We start from the raw sequence: 20,411 nt of genomic DNA, 5'->3' as shown, positions 1-20,411 counted from the left end.
CTTTATTTATATTAGTCATAGCTACGAGGTACACGATCACTAAGCAAACAAAGGACTTCGTAGTTGATAGTGCCACGTTTTTCAGCCACCTCTGTCGCAGTGATGCTTGCTCCCCCATTTTCCCCCATAAGAGTGACAGGAGTTCCTAGGGGATAAACCTTAGGAAGTCGAACAGTGATCTGGTCCATAGACACACGCCCAACAATAGGACAAAGCTGGCCATCCACAACAACGTGGAAACCTTGTAAATCTCTGGTCCAACCATCCGCATAGCCAATCGGAATGGTTCCAATAACCTCATCAGCTGTCGTCGTATACGTTGCACCATAACCCACATCTTGACCTGCTGGCAGGGTCTTAACATGAACAAGTGCTGTCTCCAAGCTTAAAGCAGGACGAATGTTATAGGGAAGGTCTAAAGCACTGCCACTAGGATTGAGACCATAGATGACGACACCTAGACGTACCGCATTAAAGACTGTTTCTGCATGCCAGATACTTGTCGCAGAGTTGCTAGCATGTACCAAGCGAGGGCGGTCCACCAAGTTATTAACCAAATCCGTGAAGAAGGCCAATTGACGCTTGAATTTACTATCATCTGCCTCATCAGCTGTTGCAAAATGTGTAAAAATACCTTCGACATCCGCACCAAGTGACTTCAGACCAGCAATCAAACTATCTGCATCTCCTTGGCTACGCACCCCAATGCGTCCCATACCTGAATCAATCTTAATATGACAGGTCAAACCAGTCAAATCAAGCCCTTGCTTCTTAGCTATTTCCAACCACTCAAGCGAAGCTACCGTCAGAGTGATGTTTTCTTGAATAGCCAAAGGAACCTCGTCTGGCAAGACGACTCCTAAAATAAGTATCGGTTGCTCTAAGCCAGCCTGACGGAGTTCAAGTGCCTCGTCTAGGTTGGAAACACAAAAACCATCTACCTGTTTAGACAAATGCTTGGCCACCGCAACAGCCCCATGACCATAAGCATTGGCCTTAACAACTGCAAAAGTCTTTACCTGTTTAGGGATGTGACTAACCACTTGTTCAATATTTTCTGAAATTGCTGATAGATCAACCTTTGCCAAGGTTGGTCGATGTAAACTTGAAATCATAAGCTATCCTCTTCCAACATCTATCTCTTAGTTTTTTTCTAAAATGACACTTGCCTGAACAAAATCACCGCTATGGGAAATCGAGATAAAAACCTTGCCTTCAAAAGGTGATTGGGTCACCACTGGAGCTCCCTTGTCATTGGTCAATATTTCAATATCCTTAAAGCCGACTGCTCCAATACCAGTACCCCAAGCCTTTGAAAATGCTTCCTTACCGGCCCAGCGCCCTGCTAAATAGGACATCTGACGATTACCAGAAAGGGATTCAAAACGCTCCCACTCTTTTGGTGTCAATACCTTTTTTGCAAAGCGTGGATTGCGGTCATAAGCCTTTTTTACAGCTGAAATTTCCTGCAAGTCTATACCATGTCCAAAAATCATAATTATAACGAAAGTTGATTGTGGATTTCACGAATAAGGCTATCTGTCTTATCCCAACCAAGACATGGATCTGTGATTGATTTACCGTAAACTTCAGGTGTGTCCTGACGACCATCCTCAAGGTAAGACTCAATCATAAAGCCACGCACGGTATCCGCGATACGCTCATCCCACTCACGATTAAGAAGGACTTCACGCACAATACGAACTTGCTCCATGAAGTTTTTACCTGAGTTGTCATGGTTAGTATCAACAAGGATAAATGGATTTTCCAGATTAAGTGCACTATACTTGTCCAAAGCCTTAACCAAGTCCTCGTAATGGTAGTTGACAATGTTCTGACCATTTTCATTGTTGGCACCACGCAGGATAGCGTGAGCGAGTGGGTTACCATCTGTTTTAACTTCAGCACCATTGTAAAGGAAATGCTGTTGGTTCTGCGCAGCATAGATACCATTAAACATGACATTCAAATTCCCTGACGTTGGGTTCTTCAAGCCAATTGGCACATCAATACCTGAAGCTACAAAGCGGTGTTCTTGGTCCTCAACAGAACGTGCTCCAACAGCGTGGTAGCTAAGCAAATCATCAAAGAAGGAAAGATTTGACGGATAAAGCATCTCGTCAGCGATGGGAAGACCTGTTTCAGTAATAATACGTGACTGAAGGTGGCGAACCGCCTTAACCCCAGCAAGAAGGTCTACATCACCCTCTGCATCTGGTTGGTGGATAAGCCCCTTATAACCATCTCCATTAGTACGTGGTTTAGCTGTATAAACACGCATAACAATAAAGATTTTGTCCTTCACTTCTTCCTGAAGTTTGGCCAAACGGTGAGCATAGTCAAGAACGGCTTCTTCATTATCAGATGAACATGGACCAATAACCAAGAGAAGACGTTTGTCCTCACCCTTGATAATTTTTGCCAAGGCCTCATCATTAGCTTGTTTAGTTACTAGAGCGTCTCCCGTAAGAGCGTGTAATTTCCTTACTTCCGCTACATCAATCAGCGGACTATTTTGATGAATTCCCATTTATTTTCCTCTCTTTGTGAAAAGAGAGCGAACCGCTTGGTCATCCAAACGGTTCACTCCCCATATATGGTTTCTGTTACCTTATTATTTTGACAAAGTATCGTGGATTTCACGAATCAATTCTTCTGTCTTATCCCAACCAAGACATGGGTCAGTGATTGATTTACCATAGACATCTGGCGCATCTTGACGGCCATCTTCAAGGTAAGATTCAATCATGAAACCACGTGCCACTTTGTTGATTTTTTCATTCCAATCACGGTTAATCAAGGTTTGACGAACGATACGGATTTGTTCCAAGTAACGTTTACCTGAGTTATCATGGTTTGTATCAATAACGATGAATGGATTTTCAAGGCCCATTTGTTCATAGTGTTCGATTGTTTCAAGCACATCATCATAGTAGAAGTTAGGCACGTTTTTACCATATTCATTCGTTGAACCACGAAGAATAACGTGTGCCAATGGGTTCCCTGGAGTTTCAACTTCTTCACCGTTAAAGAGGAAGTTTTGTTTGTTTTGTGCAGCGTAGATACCGTTAAACATCACGTTAAGGTTCCCTGATGTTGGATTCTTCATACCAGTTGGAACATCAATACCTGACGCAACAAAACGGTGTTGTTGGTCTTCTACAGAACGTGCACCAACGGCAATGTATGACACAAGGTCATCTACCAAAGGAAGATTTTCTGGGTAAAGCATTTCGTCAGCAGTTGTGATACCAGTTTCAGTGATAACACGGTAGTGAAGGTTACGCACAGCCTTGATACCGTTAATTAGGTTTGGTTTCCCTTCAGCATCAGGTTGGTGTACAAGTCCTTTATAGCCATCACCATTTGTACGAGGTTTAGCTGTATAGACACGCATAACCATAAAGACTTTATCTTTAACTTCTTCTTGAAGTTTAGCCAAACGGTGAGCATAATCAAGAACAGCTTCTTCATTATCAGATGAACATGGACCGATAACCAAAAGCGTACGGTCATCTTCACCCTTGATGATTGCTTCAAGCTCTTTATCACGAGCTTGTTTCTTGGCAAGGGCTTCACCTGTTAATGTAGTTGATTCTTTAACTGCATCAAAATCAATTTTTTCACTTACTGCTTTAAAAACCATAATAATTACCTATTTTTTTCCTAAAATTGTTTACGACCGTGACAATTTTTAAATTTCTTACCAGAGCCACATGGACAGAAGTCATTACGACCAACTTTACTAAAGTCAATTTCTTGACCATTAGCATCTGCTTGGTGGGCCTGGATATTGCCTGTTGCTGTTGTCGAAACACGTTCATTCACATTTTCACGAGATTGTTCATGAATTTGTGCTTTCATCATTGTACGTGTCACATCATATTCAATTGCCCCAATCATATCTTGGAACATCTTGAACCCTTCAGATTGATACTCAACGATTGGGTTGTTTTGTGCATAACCACGCAAACCAACGGCATTACGTAATTGATCTAGGGCATCGATGTGGTCCGTCCACTTGTTATCAACAACCATCAAAATCAAGACTTTTTGGAATTCACGGATAGCTTCCTCTGAACGCAATTTCTTGATTTGACGATCATAAACATCATCTGCTAACTCATTCAAGTAAACTTTAATAGCGTCATAATTAACACTACGTTTCGTTACCTCTCCCACTTCTTGTAAATCTTCAAGTGAGATGGCATTCTCAGGAACCAAGGCCTGACGAGCAAAGTTCAAGATACCTTTAAGAGCTTCCTCTTGATCATTGCGGCTGTGACCATCTACCGTACGGTTAATCGTACGCGTAATCATAGCCTTAATCTCAGGTTCAAGGTCACGTTCCGCTGTGATAACATCATAACGCTCAGCGTAGATGATTTCACGTTGTTCACGCATAACGTCATCGTACTGAAGGACTTGTTTACGAGTATCGTAGTTATTTCCTTCGACACGTTTTTGAGCCGCTTCCACTTGGCGTGTCAACATACGTGATTTGATAACAATATCCTCATCATCAGCATTCAAACGTTCCAAGACTTGCTTGATACGATCAGAACCGAAGCGACGCATCAATTCGTCTTCAAGTGAAAGATAGAATTGAGATTCTCCTGGGTCCCCTTGACGTCCCGCACGACCACGCAACTGGTTATCGATACGACGGCTTTCGTGACGCTCTGTACCAATGACACAGAGTCCACCAAGGTCAAGAACCCCTTCACCAAGTTTGATGTCGGTACCACGACCGGCCATGTTGGTCGCAATCGTAACGGCACCACGTTGACCCGCATTCATGATAATATGCGCTTCTTTTTCGTGGTTCTTGGCATTAAGCACTTCATGAGGAATACCTGCTTCAACCAACATCTTAGAAATCAAGTCAGATGTTTCAACGGCAACCGTACCAACAAGGACTGGTTGCCCCTTTTCATAACGACGTTTAACATCTTGTACCACAGCGCGGAATTTAGCATCCAAGGTAGGGTAAAGAAGGTCATCATGGTCAATACGTTGAATTGGACGGTTGGTTGGAATCGGAATGATTCGCATGTTATAAATTTCACGGAATTCATCTTCCTCAGTTTTACCAGTACCAGTCATCCCTGACAATTTCTTGTACATACGGAACATATTTTGGTAAGTGATTGAGGCAGATGTCTTCGTTTCTTCTTGAACTGGCACACCTTCTTTTGCCTCAATGGCTTGGTGGAGTCCATCTGAGAAACGACGACCTTCCATAGTACGACCTGTAAATTGGTCAACGATAAGGATTTCTTGCTCAGGACTGACCACATAGTCGATATCATGCAACATGATGTAGTTGGCACGAAGGGCGTTGTCAATATAGTGAGTCAAGGCAACATTGTCAATATCGTACAAGTTATCCAAGTTGAAGAATTCTTCAGCCTTGTCAATACCTGAGTCATTCAAACCAATCGTTTTCGTTGGAATATCAATAGCATAATCATCTTCTGTTAATGTCTTAACAAAAGCATCCGCACGATGATACAACTGATTAGTTTCTGAACTTACAGGACCTGATACGATCAATGGTGTACGAGCTTCGTCGATAAGAACTGAGTCAACTTCATCGACCAAGGCATAGTTCAATGGACGTTGTACCATGTTTTCCTTACGAACAACCATGTTATCACGAAGATAGTCGAAACCTACCTCTGAGTTGGTTGAGTAAGTGATATCACAGTTATAAGCTTCACGTTTTTCAGCTGGTGATTTGGCTGAAAGGTTAATCCCTACTGACAAACCAAGCCAACTATAAAGCTCACCCATTTCAGTTGCATCACGCTCTGAAAGGTATTCGTTAACGGTGATAACGTGCACACCTTCACCTGAAATAGCATTTAGGTAAACAGGCATTGTCGCAGTCAGGGTTTTCCCTTCCCCTGTACGCATCTCTGGGACGTCACCATGGTGAAGAACAATACCACCCATGATTTGCACACGATATGGGAAAAGTCCAAGGACACGTTTTGCCCCTTCACGAACAACTGCAAATGCCTCTGGCAAGAGTTGGTCTAGGCTTTCTCCGTTTTGATATCGTTTTTTAAATTCTTCTGTTTTTGCCTGAAGTTCTTCATCTGAAAGAGCCGCCATTGCATCAGCATAGCTCTCGACTTTCTTGGCAGTTTTTTCTAGTTTCTTAATTTCGCCTTTATCATTTTCAATGATTTTGCGTAATATATTTGCCATCTTTTTTCCTTTCGACAGTCTTTATCTCCATATTTTACCACAAAAGCCCCCTTTAAACAAGAAATCACTCAAGGATTGACAAAGAAAAAAGCCCTAGTTTAAGGGCTTTCACAATGGATTTGCAAATAAACGAAAACTTTTTTATTAGATTCACTGAAAATATCGACAATAATGCTTTAAAACTACTTCTTAGAGTTCTCTTGGCTCTCTAGGATATCCTCAAAATCATGCAAGAGATTTTCAAAAGCCTGCTCAAAGAAGACATGGTCGGTGCTACTATAGGCCTTCATTATCATAGGGCTAGCTTCAAAATCAACGTAGAATTGATAGTCCAAGACACCATTTTTCCAGTAAAATTTGATGCTAGGGGAGGCCGTTTTTTCACCGCACATACCCGGAATGGCCCGTTGTAAGCCATAAATGTGATCTCCATAATCTTTCAGACGATAGTAAGCTCCCTCAAAATAATAGGATTTGCCGATTTCAATACGCTCAAATAGTGCAGCTAAAACTTTTTCATTACTCATACTTAAGCCTCGTTAGGGTGACTGACAATCATCTCCAATTGTCCATCAATTTCCCAATCTGTCACATCATTTGGAAGAATGAAGTGATCACCTTTTTTTAGACAATAAATGCGTGAATCGATAGTCATAGTCCCATTGCCAGAAAGTACTGAACAAAGCAAATAAGGAGCTGATTGCTTGAAGTCAACCAAGCCACTGAGTTTCCATTTATATACGGTGAAGAAGGAGTTTGATGTCAAACAAGTCGACTCTAATTGCAAGGTCTTAACAGTTGCTGGGACGCTATTTTCTGGGTCCCCTAAATTCAAGACATCAAGAGACTGTTGAATATGAAGCTCACGTTTATTGCCCTGATCATCCCTACGATCAAAATCATAGACACGGTAAGTGGTGTCGCTAGATTGTTGAGTCTCTAAGATCAGGATACCTGGACCAATAGCATGCATGGTACCACTTGGTACAAAGAAAAAGTCACCTTTTTTAACAGGAGTTTTCGACAAAAGTCCGTCCCAATCACCTGCTTCAATTAAGGACGCCAATTCTTCCTTGGTCTTAGCCTTGTGACCATAAATAATCTCTGCACCCTCTTCAGCATCAATAATATACCAACATTCTGTCTTTCCTAGCTCACCTTCATGCTCTAGTCCATAAGCATCATCAGGGTGTACTTGTACTGAGAGCCAGTCATTAGCGTCCAAAATCTTTGTCAACAAAGGAAAAACACTAGTCTTGGGATTTCCAAAAAGTTCTGGTTTATCCTTGTAAAGTTCTGCCAGATGAAAACCAGCATACTTCCCGTTTTTGACATAGGATACACCATTAGGATGGGCAGAAATTGCCCAGTATTCACCAGTGTGTTCACTGGGAATATCGTAACCAAACTCTGTCTTAAGTCGATTACCTCCCCAGATTTTTTCATGCATTGGCGAATCTAAAAATAAAGGTTCCATTACATCCTCCTGTATAGAGCAAAACGCCTTAAGATCATGTCTTAAAGCGATTTTACATATTTTGCTTATTTGCGTGAGTGTTTGTCAGCTACATCTTTGGCAAGTGCAAAGTTACCAAGTGTCGCAGAGCCATTACCTGAAACAGCAGGTGTCACAATATACTCAGTCACGTCTGGTACTGGAAGGTAACCATTCAAAAGAGCTGTGAATTTTTCACGGACACGACGAAGCATGTGTTCTTGTCCCATAACACCACCCCCAAAGACGATAACTTCTGGACGGTAGAGCACAGTTGCCTGGACAGCAGCTTGAGCAATGTAGTAAGCTTGGACGTCCCAAACGTCAGAGTGCTGATCAATCAATTCACCACGAATACCTGTTCGAGCTTCGAGTGATGGTCCAGCAGCCAAACCTTCCAAACACCCACGGTGGAATGGACAAGTTCCGTTAAATTCATTGGAAACATCATTTGGGTGAAGAGGTACATATACGTGACCAGCTTCAGTGTGACCCATACCACCAATGAACTCACCATTTTGAATAGCACCGGCTCCAATACCAGTTCCGATAGTGTAGTAAACAAGACTCTTAACACCTTTACGAACAAGTGTCTCACCATAAGCAGATGAGTTAACATCAGTCGTAAAGTAGAAAGGAATATTAAACTCTTTAGCAATCAAACCAAGAAGGTCGACATTTGACCAATGTGGTTTTGGTGTTGAAGTCACAAAACCATATGTTTCAGAGTTTGGATCAACATCAATTGGTCCAAATGAACCAATTGCAATTCCAGCCAATTGATCTTCATAACGTTTGAAAAATTCAATCGTACGGTCAATTGTTTCGTAAGGTGTAGTTGTTGGGAATTGAGTTTTTTCAACGACTTGGAAATTTTCATCACCAACAGCACAAACAAATTTTGTACCACCAGCTTCCAAGCTTCCGTAAAGTTTAGCCATAGGTAAAGCTATCTCCTTTTATGATCAATAATAACTATTTATACTATTATAAATAAAAGCTAGGCAAAAGACAATCTAAATGAGACCTTGTTTAAGGAGGTACAGACTACTCTGCTTCATACTTTTCTTTATGAGCCATTTAACTAAAAAAGCCGAATTGGCTTCGACTTTTCTAGCTTATTATTTAACTGCGATGAAGTCTGCACCTTCAGCAACTGAACCAGTCGCTACTGATGAAACATCTTCGAAGTCTGCAGTGTTTGTAACGATAACCATAGTTGTATCGTCAAGACCTGCTTCAGTGATTACTGAGCTATCGAAGGTAGCCAAGACATCACCTTTTTTAATACGTTGATTTGCTTGAACTTTAGCATCAAATCCTTTACCGTCAAGTGAGACAGTGTCGATACCGATGTGGATAAGCACTTCAGCACCTTTATCAGATTTAAGACCGTAAGCGTGACCTGTTGGGAAGGCGATTTGCACTTCACCATCAAATGGTGCGACTACTTGGTTTCCTGAAGGTTTAATAGCGGCACCTTTACCCATAGCTCCTGATGAGAAGACTGGGTCATTAACATTTTCCAAAGCTACAACTTCACCTTTAAGTGGTGCAGCGATTGTTTCGGCTTGCAATGCAACTGGAGCTGATTCTGCAGATGCAATATCTTCAGCAACAACTTCTTTTTGAGCTTCAACTTCTTCCTCTTTGTAACCGAAGATCCAAGTAAGAGCAAAACCAAGAGCAAGTGTTACAAGTACCATGATCACATACTTAAGCACTTGACCGTTAAGGTAAAGAAGAGTACCAGGAACGATTGTTACACCAAATCCTGTACCAGCGAGGTTAAGGATTGAGGCCAACCAACCACCAGCAGCACCAGCGATAAGACCCATGATAAATGGTTTACCGAAACGAAGGTTAACCCCGAAGATAGCTGGTTCAGTGATACCAAGTACCGCTGAAAGAGTTGCAGGGAAAGCAAGTGCTTTCAATTTAGCATCTTTAGTTTTAACACCCACTGCAAGTGTCGCACCAGCTTGGGCAGTCATAGCAGCTGTGATGATAGCGTTAAGTGGGTCTTTACCAGTATTAGCAATGAGGTTAGCTTCAAGCAAGTTAAAGACGTGGTGAACCCCTGTAACGACGATAACTTGGTGAACTCCACCAAGAACAAGACCAGCAAGACCAAATGGCAAGTTAAGAATCCATTCTGTAGCAGCAAGAACATAGCTTTCAACAGTATGGAAGACAGGACCAATGATAAAGAGGGCCAAAGCTGACATTACTGCGAAGACGATAAGTGGACGCAAGAGAAGGTCAAGAACGTCTGGAACCCATTTACGAACCCATTGCTCGAACTTAGCACCAAGCAAACCTACGAAGAAGGCTGGAAGCACTGAGTTTTGGTAACCTACTACTGGAATAAAATCAAAGAAGTAAATTGGTTTAGCAGCACCTGATGCAACATCCCAAGCGTTAGGAAGGGCGTTGTTAACCATCATCAAACCAAGAACCAAACCAAGAAGTGGTGAACCACCAAATACGTTAAAGGCTGACCAACAAATCAAGGCTGGGAAGAAGGCGAAGGCTGTATCTGTCAATACAACTGTGTAAGTATAGAAATCAGTAGCAGCAAAAGCTTTTGATGTTGTACCGAACAAACCAAGAACTGTATCGTTATTGATTGCTCCACGGATACCCATGAAAAGACCAGTCGCTACGATTGCTGGAAGCAATGGAACGAAAACGTCACCGAATGAACGGATAGCACGTTGGAACCAGTTACCTTGTTTAGCAGCTTCTGCTTTTTGTTCGTCTTTAGATGCTGTTGGAAGACCTTGAGCAACGACTTCGTCGTAAATCTTATTAACAGTACCTGTACCAAAAATCATTTGGTATTGACCTGAGTTAAAGAAAGCACCTTGAACTTTTTCAATGTTCTCAGCCTTTTCTTTATTGATTTTGTTTTCATCTTTGACCATCACACGTAGACGAGTCGCACAGTGAGCAACACTGTTGACGTTTTCACGTCCACCGAGGGCATCGATGACTTCTTTTGCAATTTGTTTGTTATCCATTTGCAAAATTCTCCTTAATAAAATTTGGTATGAAAGCGTTTAGCTTTTCTTTACGATAACTATTTTAGCATCTTTCTGCCATATGTCAACCGTTTAGCATATTTTTTTATTTTTTGTGATAAATCGTTGATTTTTCTAGGTAAAACGTTTACTATATTACTAACAAATAGATTAGGAGATTACTAAATATGAATCTACCAACAGAAGTTCGTTACCGTCCATACGCAGATTGGACAAACGAAGAAAAAACAAAGATTAGAGAAAATGTCGCTAAATCACCTTGGCGTGCAAGTTACCATATCGAACCAGAAACAGGGCTTCTTAATGATCCAAACGGTTTTTCTTACTTTAATGGTAAGTTCCAACTTTTCTACCAAAGTTGGCCATTTGGAGCTGCTCATGGTTTGAAACAATGGGTGCATACTGAAACTGAAGATTTGGTTCACTTTACAGAAACTGGTGTCAAACTCTTGCCAGACCATGAAAATGATAGCCACGGTGCCTACTCAGGTTCTGCTTATCAAATCGGTGATAAACTCTTTATCTTCTATACTGGGAACGTTCGTGATGAAAACTGGATTCGTGACCCACGTCAAATCGGCGCTTGGATGGATAAAGACGGCAAAATCGAAAAATTCGACAAGGTTCTTATCAAACAACCTGCTGACGCTACTGGGCACTTCCGTGACCCTCAAATCTTCGATTACAAGGGACAATTCTACGCTATCGTAGGTGCTCAAAACCACGATAAACAAGGTTATATCAAACTTTACAAGGCAGTAGACAATGATGTCGAAAACTGGGTTGAGGTTGGTAATCTTGACTTTGGTGGCACTGGGTCAGAGTACATGATTGAGTGTCCTAACCTTGTCTTTGTAGATGGCAAACCTGTTCTTCTTTATAGCCCACAAGGTCTCGATAAAGCTGAACTTGACTACGGTAACATCTACCCTAACACTTATAAGATTTTCCAAGATTTCGACACAGAAAAACCTGCCCTCGTTGATGGCACACCAATTATCAACTTGGACTACGGATTTGAAGCATATGCAACTCAAGGCTTTAATACTCCAGATGGTCGTGCCCTTATTGTCAGCTGGATCGGTCTTCCAGATGTGGACTATCCAACTGACAAATACGACTACCAAGGGGCTATGAGCTTGGTTAAAGAATTGTCTATTAAAGATGGCAAACTCTACCAATATCCAGTCGAAGCCATTACAAGCTTACGTGCTAGCCAAGAAGATTTCTCTGAAAAAACGGCAACAACTAACACTTACGAGCTTGAACTTAACTTTGAAGCTAACACTCAAACAGAACTTGTCCTCTTCGCAGACCAAGAAGGAAATGGCTTGTCACTTACAGTTGATACTGAAAACGGAAAAGTTATCCTTGACCGTTCTAAAGCTGGTGAACAATATGCGACTGACTTTGGCACAAGTCGTGAATGTACTCTTGATGCCGGTCAAGCTGCAACAGCAAACATCTTTGTAGACAATTCAATCGTTGAAATTTTCTTCAACAAAGGTGAAAAAGTCTTCACTAGCCGCGTCTTCCCAAGTGCAGAACAAACTGGTATCAAAGTGACATCAGGGAACGTTTCTGGACACTACTTCGACTTGAAATACTAAGGTGATTTATGGTCGCAAAGCTTACTGACGTTGCCGAACTGGCTGGTGTGAGCCCAACCACAGTTTCTCGCGTCATAAACAAAAAGGGCTACCTCTCACAGAAGACCATTGACAAAGTTCACGCTGCTATGCAAGAACTCAACTATAAACCTAATAATTTAGCTCGAGGTCTTCAAGGAAAGTCGGCCAAACTCGTTGGCTTGATTTTCCCAAATATTTCCAATGTATTTTATGCCGAACTTATTGAACGTCTTGAGGATGAACTCTTTAAGCAAGGCTATAAAACCATTATTTGTAATAGTGAGCATGATCCTAACAAGGAGAGAGACTATTTGGAGATGCTTGCCGCCAACCAATGTGACGGCATCATCTCGTCTAGTCACAATCTTGGTATTGAGGATTATGAGAAGGTTGAAGCTCCCATCGTTGCCTTCGACCGTAATCTCGCCCCAAAGATTCCTATTGTTTCGTCTGACAACTTTGAAGGTGGCAAGTTAGCCGCAAGAGCTATGGTCAAGGCTGGCTGTCAACGCATTGTCATGATTACAGGCTATGATAATTCGGATTCTCCAACAGGACTTCGTCAACTAGGTTTTAATTATGAGTTGGACAAAAAAGGTATTATCTGTCCCGTTCCAAACGATTTGTCTCTCATGCGACGAGAATTAGAAATCAAATCTATCATTTCTCGTGAAAAGCCAGATGGCATCTTTGTTTCGGACGATTTAACAGCTATCTTGGTTATGAAGGTAGTTAGACAATTGGAACTTTCTATCCCTGATGACCTTAAAATCATCGGTTATGACGGTACTGCCTTTATCCGTCACTTCTACCCAGAGCTAGCAACCATCCAACAACCTTTAGATGAAATCGCTAAGCTTTGTGTCGAAATTCTTCTCAAGAAAATTAAAGGCAAAACAGTTAATCGTGATTACGTGCTTCCAGTAAATTTGATTGCCGGTGGTAGTATATAAATAAAAGTCGCAAGAAATCTCCGCTTGCGACTTTTTTTCTTGTTAAATTTGTAGAAAAAAGAAGTTGAAATAGTGTTCAACTTCTTTTGCTTATGCTTCATCTGTCACGAACTGACTAAGTACACCGTTAATGAACTTAGCAGATGTTTCATAAGAATATTTTTTAGCGATTTCAATGATTTCGTTGATAGCCACACGTCCTGGTGTTTCTTCAAATGACGTGATTTCATAAAGTCCTAAACGAAGGAGGGTACGATCTGTCACAATCAAACGTGAGAGACTCCAACCTTCTTTCAATTTTTCTTCAATTTGACTATCAAGTTGAGCCAACTCTTCACGGACGCCTGTTACTAGGCTAAGGAGAAAGGCTGGTACATCAACTTCAGTTTCTTCGTCAATTGGCTTGTCATAAGTGTAAGCGAAATGTGCTTGTTCCAGAGCTTCACCACCAAATTCAAGGGCAAAAAGCGTTTGAAAAGCACGCTCACGAAGGTCACGACGTGAATCTTTAAAGATATTAGTCATTCAAAAAATCCTCGTTAAACAATTCAGCCAAGTCTGGTTTTTGTGACTTTTCAGTAACAATAGATTCAACGTGAACGTTGACTTCTGAAATTGCCACTTCTGCCATATCATAGACAGCTGCTTTAACAGCCTTTTGAATTTCAATTGAAACCGCTGGTACGTTAACCCCATACTGAAGTGAAACGTAGATATCAGCATTTACAGTACCATCTTCTTCTGTTCGGAGGTAAACACCACGTCCCAAGCTTGTTTTGCTGAGACTATCCGTAACATTTTTATTTTGAAGGGCGTAAACACCTTCCACTTTAGTTGCAGCGATACCTGTAATCACTTCGAGCACGCGAGGGGCAATTACAATTTCACCGATATTTTCTGTAGTCATCGCATGTTTCCTTTCCGTTAGTTTGGAAAATAAAGCCTTCAAACCAATGGTTTGAAAGACTTAGTCGGGCTTAGGCACGTGATACGTAAGTACCTTCAGCTGTGTTGATAACCAATTTTTGACCAGCTTCGATAAAGTCTGGAACGTTAACCACAAGACCAGTTTCAAGTGTTGCAGGTTTACCTGAACCTGTAACTGTTGCACCCTTGATTGATGGTTGTGTTTCAGTAACAGTCAATTCAACAGTTGTTGGTACTTGCACACCGATAACTTCTGTTCCGTAGAATTGGATTTTTACTTCTGAGTTTTCAAGGATAAATTTCAATTCTTCTTGAACGTTGGCTACTGGAATTTCATATTGGTCATATGTTTCAGTGTTCATGAAGTATGCAGTATCATCCATTTGGTACAAGTATTGTGCTGGTACTGTTTCGATGATTGCTTGTTCAAATTTTTCTTCTGGACGGTAGCTAGTATCAAAAGTTGAACCTGAGCGAACATCACGCAATTTCATACGCATGATTGTATTACCTTTACCAGGTTTGTGGTGGCTAGCTTCAAGAACTTTGATCAATTTGCCATCGTTAGTTACGAAAGTCATACCCGCACGGAGTTTACTTGCTTCAATCATTATTAAATACCTCTTTGTAAAAAATTATTATCAGTTTATTCTACCATAAATGACAGCATGGCTCAAATGTTTTATAGATTCAAACCCAATCCTCAGGCTTTTTTCAAAGAACAAACTAGTCATCCATTCCTAAGTGAACCTCTGGGACATCATGTTGCAAATAAGAAACACCCTTTTGTTCCATCAACTCAATCGCAAATGGGTGCGGTCTATAATTGGCCTTGTAAGTAATCTTTACGATACCAGCTTGCAAGAGAGCTTTGGTGCAGTTGATACAAGGAAAATGCGTCACATAAATCTCTGTATTTTTGGTAGAAATCCCCTCTTTGGCACATTGGATAAGGGCATTCATCTCTGCGTGTACCGTACGAATACAATGACCATCTTCCATGTAGTGACCTACTTCGTTACAGTTATCAGTCTCAGAAACCCCGCCGTTATAACCTGTAGCGATAATACGCTTGTCCTTGACTAAAACAGCCCCAACAAAGGCACGATCACACGTAGAACGCTTAGAAATCAGCTCTGCATTAGCCATAAAATAATCTTGCCAAGATAAACGGTTTGGCATAAAGTATTCCTCCAAATCTTAGAGAACAATCAATTCCTTAGGCGCAAGGGTAATCAATTCACAACCATTCTCTGTGATAATGATGTCATCTTCGATACGAACACCATATTTATCAGCCAAATAAACACCTGGCTCGTCCGTCAAGACCATGCCAGCTTCGATAGTTTCATCAGAATTACCAAAGTAAGGAATCTCGTGAATGTCAAGACCGATACCGTGTCCGATACCATGTGTAAAGTAATCACCGTATCCCGCTTCGACAATAACATCACGCGCAACCTTATCATAGTCACGGCGTGTCATGCCAGCCTTAGCCGCGTCAATCAAGGCCTGATTAGAACGTAGAACGATATCATAAATTTCACGCTCCTCATCAGTAGTGTCACCAATATGGATAGTACGAGTCATATCGCTAACGTAGTGGTTGTAGTAACAACCAAAGTCCATAGTCAAGGTCTCACCAGATTGAATAACCTTTTCTGAAGCAACCCCGTGAGGCATAGCTGAACGGTAGCCTGAAGCAATGATAGACTCAAAGGAAATCCCTGAAGCTCCGTACTCGCGCATACGGAAATCTAAGAAGTTTGCTACTTGTAGCTCTGTTGTTTGACCTGGTTTAATGAAATCAAGCACATCTGTAAAGGCACGGTCTGAGATAGAACAAGCCTTACGGATAGTTGCCAATTCTTTTTCGTCCTTGATCATACGCAACTCTTCCATGAAGTTGCTTTGTGGTGACAAAGTGTAGCCTTCAAAAATCGCTTGAAGACCTTGGTAGTAAGCAAATGACACCTGATTATCAAAACCGATTGTTTCAAGGTTATCAGCCTCGATAATTTTAACAATATCCTTAAGTGGATCCTTACTTTCGATAATATCAAAGCCATGCACAGATTGTTTGGCAATGAGGGTATAACGTGAATCCGTTAAGAAGAGGCGACGATTCTTAGTAATGAAGACAGTCGCATTTGTCCCCCAGAAATCTGTTAAATAATAGATATTTTTTTGTCCTGTCACCAACAAGGCATCAAGGCCTGATTGGGAAAGTTTGGCATCAAATCGTTCAAGTCTACGTTGCATTATGAATTACTCCTTTGGTATTTTAGGTTAATTATACCAAATTTTCAGACTTTAAAGGATTAAATTGACATTTTAGATTGTTTTTTTGATGTCATAAAGAAAAAGCCAGATGAAACTCTGAGTTTATTAGCATTATACAAAGGCTCGCTTTTCGTAGATAGTTGGCATAAAAAGGAGCAAAACCAAAGTCCAAACAAACAAAACAAAGGCTTCGCGAAGATTAAAGAACCCTTGACCACTAGTAAAGACTGCTCGCATAAAACTAAATGGCACATAAGTCATCAGCTTAGTCATGATATCCCCTAAACTAGCCAAATAGAGCGTGAAGAAAGTCATTCCTGTTACTCCAAAGTAAGCCGTTACAAAGGCCGTTAAGGTATTCTTCACAAACAAGACAAGCAAAGAGGAAATCATATAAATAAAGGCTCCATAGAGTAGAAAATCAATATAGATGTTTCTGATATAATCCCACAAAGGAAATTCCACATGTTGCACAGAATACTTATAAAAAGCTAACTCTAAAACCAAAATAGTCGCGGCGACTATAGACAACACAAGGAAACTTAAGAGTTTTCGAAGAATGACCTCACATCCAGATAAGGAAGATACCCGAATCATATTAATTGTTCGATTCTGAAATTCTCGTCCAAGACTAGATACTGCTAGATAAGCAAAGACGATATCCACGATAAAAGAATAACTGGCAATAATCGCAGATGCCCCAAGGTAAGCTCCCTTATAGCCATCACAAAAGATGACAATTGCACCAATCAATGCTACCAATCCAAGACAAATAAAGACGCTTCTTGTCATACATTCCTGCTTTAAAAATACCGTTCTCAATTTACTTTTCATTGAATAGCACCTCACTTAATCCTTCTTTTTCATAAGTAAAAGGAATCCCCTCCCGATCCATAACCTGCTTAACAGCTGCCAACCCTTTGACTAAGATGTCATGCTTTTGTCGTTCAAAAGATATACCATTTAATTTGAGTAGGGTCATTAATGACTTCAAACTTAAATCCTCAGTATAAATCTTATATTTGACATTATCACTGTCATCTAAGTAAATCAGCTTATGATTCTTCAACAAATAATTTTTCGTACAAACCTGTTCAAGATTAGACAGGATATGACTTGAGATAATAAAGGTTAGACCATGGTTTTTAGCTAACTTTTTAATTAATGTGAGGAGACTGTTGATTCCATTAGGATCCAAACCATTTGTAGGCTCATCAAGAAGGATGAGTTCATCTGAAGCAATTAAGGCGATAAACAAACCCACACGTTGCTTCATTCCCAAAGACAATTTGGAAGCTTTGCGTTTAATATAGGCCGCCACCTCCAACTCGTCTTTATAACGGTCAATCAACGCGTAATCTTTACTGTACAATTTACAATAAAATTTAAGGTTAGCTTCAACAGTCATATTGGGATATAGGGCTGGAGCTTCAATCAAGGCTCCTACTGTTTTTGTTTTTAAGTCAATAATATCCTTGGGTCCTGCCAAGATACCCGAAACTAGTTTCATCAGGGTCGTCTTCCCTGCACCATTATTACCAATCAAACCAGCAATATCCCCCTTCTCTAACGTGAACGAGATATTATCCAAAACGGTTTGCTTTCCAAAACTATAGGTTAAGCCTTTCACCGCTAGTACTGTCATGTATTTACCTTTCTTTGTTTAAATAACTAGCCCAATCGCTTATGATACACGAAGAAATGACCTTAGACCAAGTCAGATGAAATCATATTTGATAAATTCTTTTATTCTCCAACTTAGAAAATAGTCTGTTAGATAAATTTCCCTAAAAGACTTATAAGCAGATCTGTTAGATTCCTAAAAACTTGCTTAATTTGAGACATTAGGCTAGTAACAGACCCTTCAGTATGATTAATTACATCCTTATCACTATCCTTGATAGTATCTTCAGAAGGGGACTCAGGTAAGGGATTTTCCACCTTCTCTACTACTTCTGTTCCCTCTGGTGCCTCTGTTTTCTCAGTTTCTTCCTTGAAAACAGCCTGATAAATAGCTCGGGCATCTGGAGCACTGCCAAGATAGCCAGAAACCAATTGACCATTTTTGAGACGAATGACACTTGGAGTCCCTGGAATTCCTAACTTATCAAATAGTATTTTACGAGACTCACGGTCCAACTGATCTGAATCTGTATTGTAATAAAGAAGCTGACCATCAATCAGGGTATTGAAATCCTTCAAAACCGGAGAATTTTGACGACAATAGTAGCAGGTTGGCCGGCCAACATAAAGGATATGGTCCCCGCCATCTTCAGTCAACATATTTGTGACATCACTATAAGAGACTGGCTTCAGGTTTTCAAGATTCTTTTCATAAGTTTCAACCGAGATCTCTTCGGACCTTACTTCTGTCTCAACCACTCCTGTCTGTAATGATTGAGGAAGCGAATTTTCCTTTGTCTCACTAATAGATTCAACTTTCTCAGCTACCTGTTGAGAAGCTGTTTCAGAAGAAACTTCCACATTCTCTACTTCACCATTCTCAACAGAATTATTGGATAATTCGACTGTAGATTCCTTAACATCTAACTCATCCGCTGCTCCACTAAGCACCGCCAACTGGCAAGTACCTAAAACAAAACTCGCCATCAAAATAAATTGTATTTTCTTCATGTATTCTCCTTATTTGTTTACCGTGTGACATCTTACTTTTTACCCATTAACAAAAGCAAGGGTACCATGACACTAATTACCATGTTTCTCTCCTTTTTCTATTTAATTAGCACTTTAACAACTAAGTCCAAGCTATGACTTCATTATAAGAGCTTAACGAAATAAAAAATAGTGACATAGATGTCACTATTCCATAGGATTAAAGATAAAAAGAAAAGGCTAAGCAAATAAACTCAACCTAAGACTATAATAATCAGCAGAGAAAATCATTTCTCCTTATCCTTACTCGCTACTCTAAGCGCAAACAAAGAAAAAGCTAGTGAAAAAGTTGACCAAACGAGACAATGGTCAATAAAGGCAACGCCTTCGGTGAAACTTAGTGTAGCATTTATGATCACAATAAATAGCCAGACGATCACGATAACAATGCTTAAACTTCTAATAAGATTATTCTTCTGTTTATCCATATTTCTCTTTCCCATATTTGGTACTCATGGTAACTTCTAATCGCCATAAGGAGGTCTTCTTTTCAACCACCATTTGTTCCAACCCAATCGTTCAGGTAAGGTTTGAGGTTTAGATACAAAACCACCCCCTGTAACATTTTCTAAGGTTTCAGCATTGAGCTCTTCACCATATGCCTTAGTTCGCATTCTTATTTCTCCTTTCTTTTCAAAAATAAATACAGCAATAACCACTTGGACTATACAAAGATTTAGTCGTCTTGGAGACCTAGTGGATTTGGGTATAAGGTCATTATAAGTTCTCCCTTTTCAAAAAAATAGTGACATAAATGTCACTACCACTGAACACAAAAAGACAGGCCTTTATAAGACCTGTTCCAAAACTTGTTTATTTCTACGGTGTTTCAGAATAAGATAAAAAATTACTTCAAAAAGGAGAAAACTAAAATAAATTCCTAAAACATAAAGCAAAGTTTCCCATTTATCTGTTGCTGATTGAAAATGGCCGTGATGATCCACTGTACGAATGATAATTAAAAGACAAATATCTAGAAATAAGGCTAGAAGAATACCATTAAATCCTATAAAAAAAACGCTTTTTAACCATAGTCTGACTCCTGTATCTTTTTTCTTAACCATAGAATAGCAAACTCAACTTAAACCAGCCTAAAGCAAAAAAAGACTCAGATGAACTGCACCCCAAAAGTTAGACAGAAAAAATCTAACTTTTGGGGTGTTTTTATTATGAAATTGACTTATGAAGA

General features: G+C 40.3%; 21 protein-coding genes. 2 read left to right on the top strand and 19 right to left on the bottom strand.

Annotated elements, in window-relative coordinates:
• Positions 1-11: 11 nt before the first annotated feature.
• The 9 genes from alr to H7U04_RS08110 form a co-directional block, all read right to left on the bottom strand.
• The gene (alr, locus tag H7U04_RS08150) at positions 12-1,115 is read right to left on the bottom strand and encodes an alanine racemase (protein ID WP_110980997.1); all 1,104 of its coding nucleotides are present in this window, start codon (positions 1,113-1,115) and stop codon (positions 12-14) included.
• A gap of 27 nt (positions 1,116-1,142) precedes the next feature.
• Entirely contained in the window at positions 1,143-1,496 is a 354-nt protein-coding gene (acpS, locus tag H7U04_RS08145) for a holo-ACP synthase (RefSeq protein WP_002891813.1), read from the bottom strand.
• A gap of 2 nt (positions 1,497-1,498) precedes the next feature.
• Complete coding sequence (locus tag H7U04_RS08140) at positions 1,499-2,530, bottom strand: 3-deoxy-7-phosphoheptulonate synthase (RefSeq protein ID WP_073689905.1); 1,032 nt, start codon at positions 2,528-2,530, stop codon at positions 1,499-1,501.
• 84 nt (positions 2,531-2,614) lie between these two features.
• Entirely contained in the window at positions 2,615-3,646 is a 1,032-nt protein-coding gene (locus tag H7U04_RS08135) for a 3-deoxy-7-phosphoheptulonate synthase (RefSeq protein ID WP_002891816.1), read from the bottom strand.
• A 20-nt stretch (positions 3,647-3,666) separates the two neighbouring features.
• Positions 3,667-6,216 (bottom strand): preprotein translocase subunit SecA, encoded by a 2,550-nt coding sequence (gene secA / locus H7U04_RS08130; protein ID WP_004183450.1) that lies wholly within the window; start codon positions 6,214-6,216, stop codon positions 3,667-3,669.
• A gap of 182 nt (positions 6,217-6,398) precedes the next feature.
• Positions 6,399-6,743: a hypothetical protein gene (locus tag H7U04_RS08125; protein ID WP_241672425.1), complete on the bottom strand. Its 345-nt coding sequence runs from the start codon at positions 6,741-6,743 to the stop codon at positions 6,399-6,401.
• A gap of 2 nt (positions 6,744-6,745) precedes the next feature.
• On the bottom strand, positions 6,746-7,693 hold the full coding sequence (gene manA, locus H7U04_RS08120; protein ID WP_060971692.1) for a mannose-6-phosphate isomerase, class I: 948 nt from the start codon (positions 7,691-7,693) through the stop codon (positions 6,746-6,748).
• 65 nt (positions 7,694-7,758) lie between these two features.
• Positions 7,759-8,652, bottom strand: a complete 894-nt coding sequence (gene scrK / locus H7U04_RS08115; protein ID WP_004183453.1) for a fructokinase ScrK — start codon at positions 8,650-8,652, stop codon at positions 7,759-7,761.
• Between the two features lie 180 nt (positions 8,653-8,832).
• Complete coding sequence (locus H7U04_RS08110; RefSeq protein WP_002884626.1) at positions 8,833-10,734, bottom strand: sucrose-specific PTS transporter subunit IIBC; 1,902 nt, start codon at positions 10,732-10,734, stop codon at positions 8,833-8,835.
• A gap of 188 nt (positions 10,735-10,922) precedes the next feature.
• Between H7U04_RS08110 and H7U04_RS08105 the strand changes: the two genes are divergently transcribed.
• Entirely contained in the window at positions 10,923-12,365 is a 1,443-nt protein-coding gene (locus tag H7U04_RS08105) for a sucrose-6-phosphate hydrolase (RefSeq protein ID WP_201059641.1), read from the top strand.
• 8 nt (positions 12,366-12,373) lie between these two features.
• Positions 12,374-13,339, top strand: coding sequence for a LacI family DNA-binding transcriptional regulator (locus tag H7U04_RS08100; RefSeq protein WP_201059639.1), 966 nt, complete (start codon positions 12,374-12,376; stop codon positions 13,337-13,339).
• 90 nt (positions 13,340-13,429) lie between these two features.
• On the opposite strand, the gene nusB is transcribed toward H7U04_RS08100, so the two are convergent.
• From nusB to H7U04_RS08045, 10 genes are all read right to left on the bottom strand, one after another.
• The gene (gene nusB, locus H7U04_RS08095; RefSeq protein WP_201059637.1) at positions 13,430-13,864 is read right to left on the bottom strand and encodes a transcription antitermination factor NusB; all 435 of its coding nucleotides are present in this window, start codon (positions 13,862-13,864) and stop codon (positions 13,430-13,432) included.
• Complete coding sequence (locus H7U04_RS08090) at positions 13,857-14,246, bottom strand: Asp23/Gls24 family envelope stress response protein (RefSeq protein WP_002884704.1); 390 nt, start codon at positions 14,244-14,246, stop codon at positions 13,857-13,859. The genes nusB and H7U04_RS08090 overlap by 8 nt, the downstream gene beginning before the upstream one ends.
• A 70-nt stretch (positions 14,247-14,316) precedes the next feature.
• A complete protein-coding gene (efp, locus tag H7U04_RS08085) occupies positions 14,317-14,877 on the bottom strand; it encodes an elongation factor P (RefSeq protein WP_002884532.1) in 561 nt (186 codons plus the stop codon).
• A gap of 115 nt (positions 14,878-14,992) precedes the next feature.
• Positions 14,993-15,448 carry a deoxycytidylate deaminase gene (locus H7U04_RS08080; RefSeq protein ID WP_002884736.1) on the bottom strand — a complete coding sequence of 152 codons (456 nt, stop codon included), beginning with the start codon at positions 15,446-15,448 and terminating at the stop codon, positions 14,993-14,995.
• 18 nt (positions 15,449-15,466) lie between these two features.
• The gene (locus H7U04_RS08075) at positions 15,467-16,528 is read right to left on the bottom strand and encodes a M24 family metallopeptidase (protein ID WP_014635041.1); all 1,062 of its coding nucleotides are present in this window, start codon (positions 16,526-16,528) and stop codon (positions 15,467-15,469) included.
• 132 nt (positions 16,529-16,660) lie between these two features.
• A complete protein-coding gene (locus H7U04_RS08070) occupies positions 16,661-17,341 on the bottom strand; it encodes a hypothetical protein (protein WP_260315553.1) in 681 nt (226 codons plus the stop codon).
• A gap of 31 nt (positions 17,342-17,372) precedes the next feature.
• On the bottom strand, positions 17,373-18,194 hold the full coding sequence (locus tag H7U04_RS08065) for an ABC transporter ATP-binding protein (RefSeq protein WP_175057794.1): 822 nt from the start codon (positions 18,192-18,194) through the stop codon (positions 17,373-17,375).
• Between the two features lie 128 nt (positions 18,195-18,322).
• Complete coding sequence (locus H7U04_RS08060; protein ID WP_070437967.1) at positions 18,323-19,183, bottom strand: thioredoxin family protein; 861 nt, start codon at positions 19,181-19,183, stop codon at positions 18,323-18,325.
• Positions 19,184-19,686: 503 nt separating this feature from the next.
• On the bottom strand, positions 19,687-19,836 hold the full coding sequence (locus H7U04_RS08050) for a hypothetical protein (protein ID WP_171966959.1): 150 nt from the start codon (positions 19,834-19,836) through the stop codon (positions 19,687-19,689).
• A 174-nt stretch (positions 19,837-20,010) separates the two neighbouring features.
• Positions 20,011-20,286 carry a DUF3923 family protein gene (locus H7U04_RS08045; RefSeq protein WP_081371119.1) on the bottom strand — a complete coding sequence of 92 codons (276 nt, stop codon included), beginning with the start codon at positions 20,284-20,286 and terminating at the stop codon, positions 20,011-20,013.
• Positions 20,287-20,411 lie beyond the last annotated feature (125 nt).

It is taken from the genome of Streptococcus sp. 22.1, assembly GCF_016648645.1.
GTDB lineage: Bacteria > Bacillota > Bacilli > Lactobacillales > Streptococcaceae > Streptococcus.
Note: the sequence above shows the minus strand (reverse complement) of the source record. Positions and strands in the feature narration are given on the sequence as shown.

Excerpts from the sequence above, each read along its gene's own strand:
- alr (WP_110980997.1), bottom strand. The coding sequence starts at position 1,115 with ATGATTTCAAGTTTACATCGACCAACCTTGGCAAAGGTTGATCTATCA.
- acpS (WP_002891813.1), bottom strand. The coding sequence starts at position 1,496 with ATGATTTTTGGACATGGTATAGACTTGCAGGAAATTTCAGCTGTAAAA.
- H7U04_RS08140 (WP_073689905.1), bottom strand. The coding sequence starts at position 2,530 with ATGGGAATTCATCAAAATAGTCCGCTGATTGATGTAGCGGAAGTAAGG.
- H7U04_RS08135 (WP_002891816.1), bottom strand. The coding sequence starts at position 3,646 with ATGGTTTTTAAAGCAGTAAGTGAAAAAATTGATTTTGATGCAGTTAAA.
- secA (WP_004183450.1), bottom strand. The coding sequence starts at position 6,216 with ATGGCAAATATATTACGCAAAATCATTGAAAATGATAAAGGCGAAATT.
- H7U04_RS08125 (WP_241672425.1), bottom strand. The coding sequence starts at position 6,743 with ATGAGTAATGAAAAAGTTTTAGCTGCACTATTTGAGCGTATTGAAATC.
- manA (WP_060971692.1), bottom strand. The coding sequence starts at position 7,693 with ATGGAACCTTTATTTTTAGATTCGCCAATGCATGAAAAAATCTGGGGA.
- scrK (WP_004183453.1), bottom strand. The coding sequence starts at position 8,652 with ATGGCTAAACTTTACGGAAGCTTGGAAGCTGGTGGTACAAAATTTGTT.
- H7U04_RS08110 (WP_002884626.1), bottom strand. The coding sequence starts at position 10,734 with ATGGATAACAAACAAATTGCAAAAGAAGTCATCGATGCCCTCGGTGGA.
- H7U04_RS08105 (WP_201059641.1), top strand. The coding sequence starts at position 10,923 with ATGAATCTACCAACAGAAGTTCGTTACCGTCCATACGCAGATTGGACA.
- H7U04_RS08100 (WP_201059639.1), top strand. The coding sequence starts at position 12,374 with ATGGTCGCAAAGCTTACTGACGTTGCCGAACTGGCTGGTGTGAGCCCA.
- nusB (WP_201059637.1), bottom strand. The coding sequence starts at position 13,864 with ATGACTAATATCTTTAAAGATTCACGTCGTGACCTTCGTGAGCGTGCT.
- H7U04_RS08090 (WP_002884704.1), bottom strand. The coding sequence starts at position 14,246 with ATGACTACAGAAAATATCGGTGAAATTGTAATTGCCCCTCGCGTGCTC.
- efp (WP_002884532.1), bottom strand. The coding sequence starts at position 14,877 with ATGATTGAAGCAAGTAAACTCCGTGCGGGTATGACTTTCGTAACTAAC.
- H7U04_RS08080 (WP_002884736.1), bottom strand. The coding sequence starts at position 15,448 with ATGCCAAACCGTTTATCTTGGCAAGATTATTTTATGGCTAATGCAGAG.
- H7U04_RS08075 (WP_014635041.1), bottom strand. The coding sequence starts at position 16,528 with ATGCAACGTAGACTTGAACGATTTGATGCCAAACTTTCCCAATCAGGC.
- H7U04_RS08070 (WP_260315553.1), bottom strand. The coding sequence starts at position 17,341 with ATGACAAGAAGCGTCTTTATTTGTCTTGGATTGGTAGCATTGATTGGT.
- H7U04_RS08065 (WP_175057794.1), bottom strand. The coding sequence starts at position 18,194 with ATGACAGTACTAGCGGTGAAAGGCTTAACCTATAGTTTTGGAAAGCAA.
- H7U04_RS08060 (WP_070437967.1), bottom strand. The coding sequence starts at position 19,183 with ATGAAGAAAATACAATTTATTTTGATGGCGAGTTTTGTTTTAGGTACT.
- H7U04_RS08050 (WP_171966959.1), bottom strand. The coding sequence starts at position 19,836 with ATGCGAACTAAGGCATATGGTGAAGAGCTCAATGCTGAAACCTTAGAA.
- H7U04_RS08045 (WP_081371119.1), bottom strand. The coding sequence starts at position 20,286 with ATGGTTAAGAAAAAAGATACAGGAGTCAGACTATGGTTAAAAAGCGTT.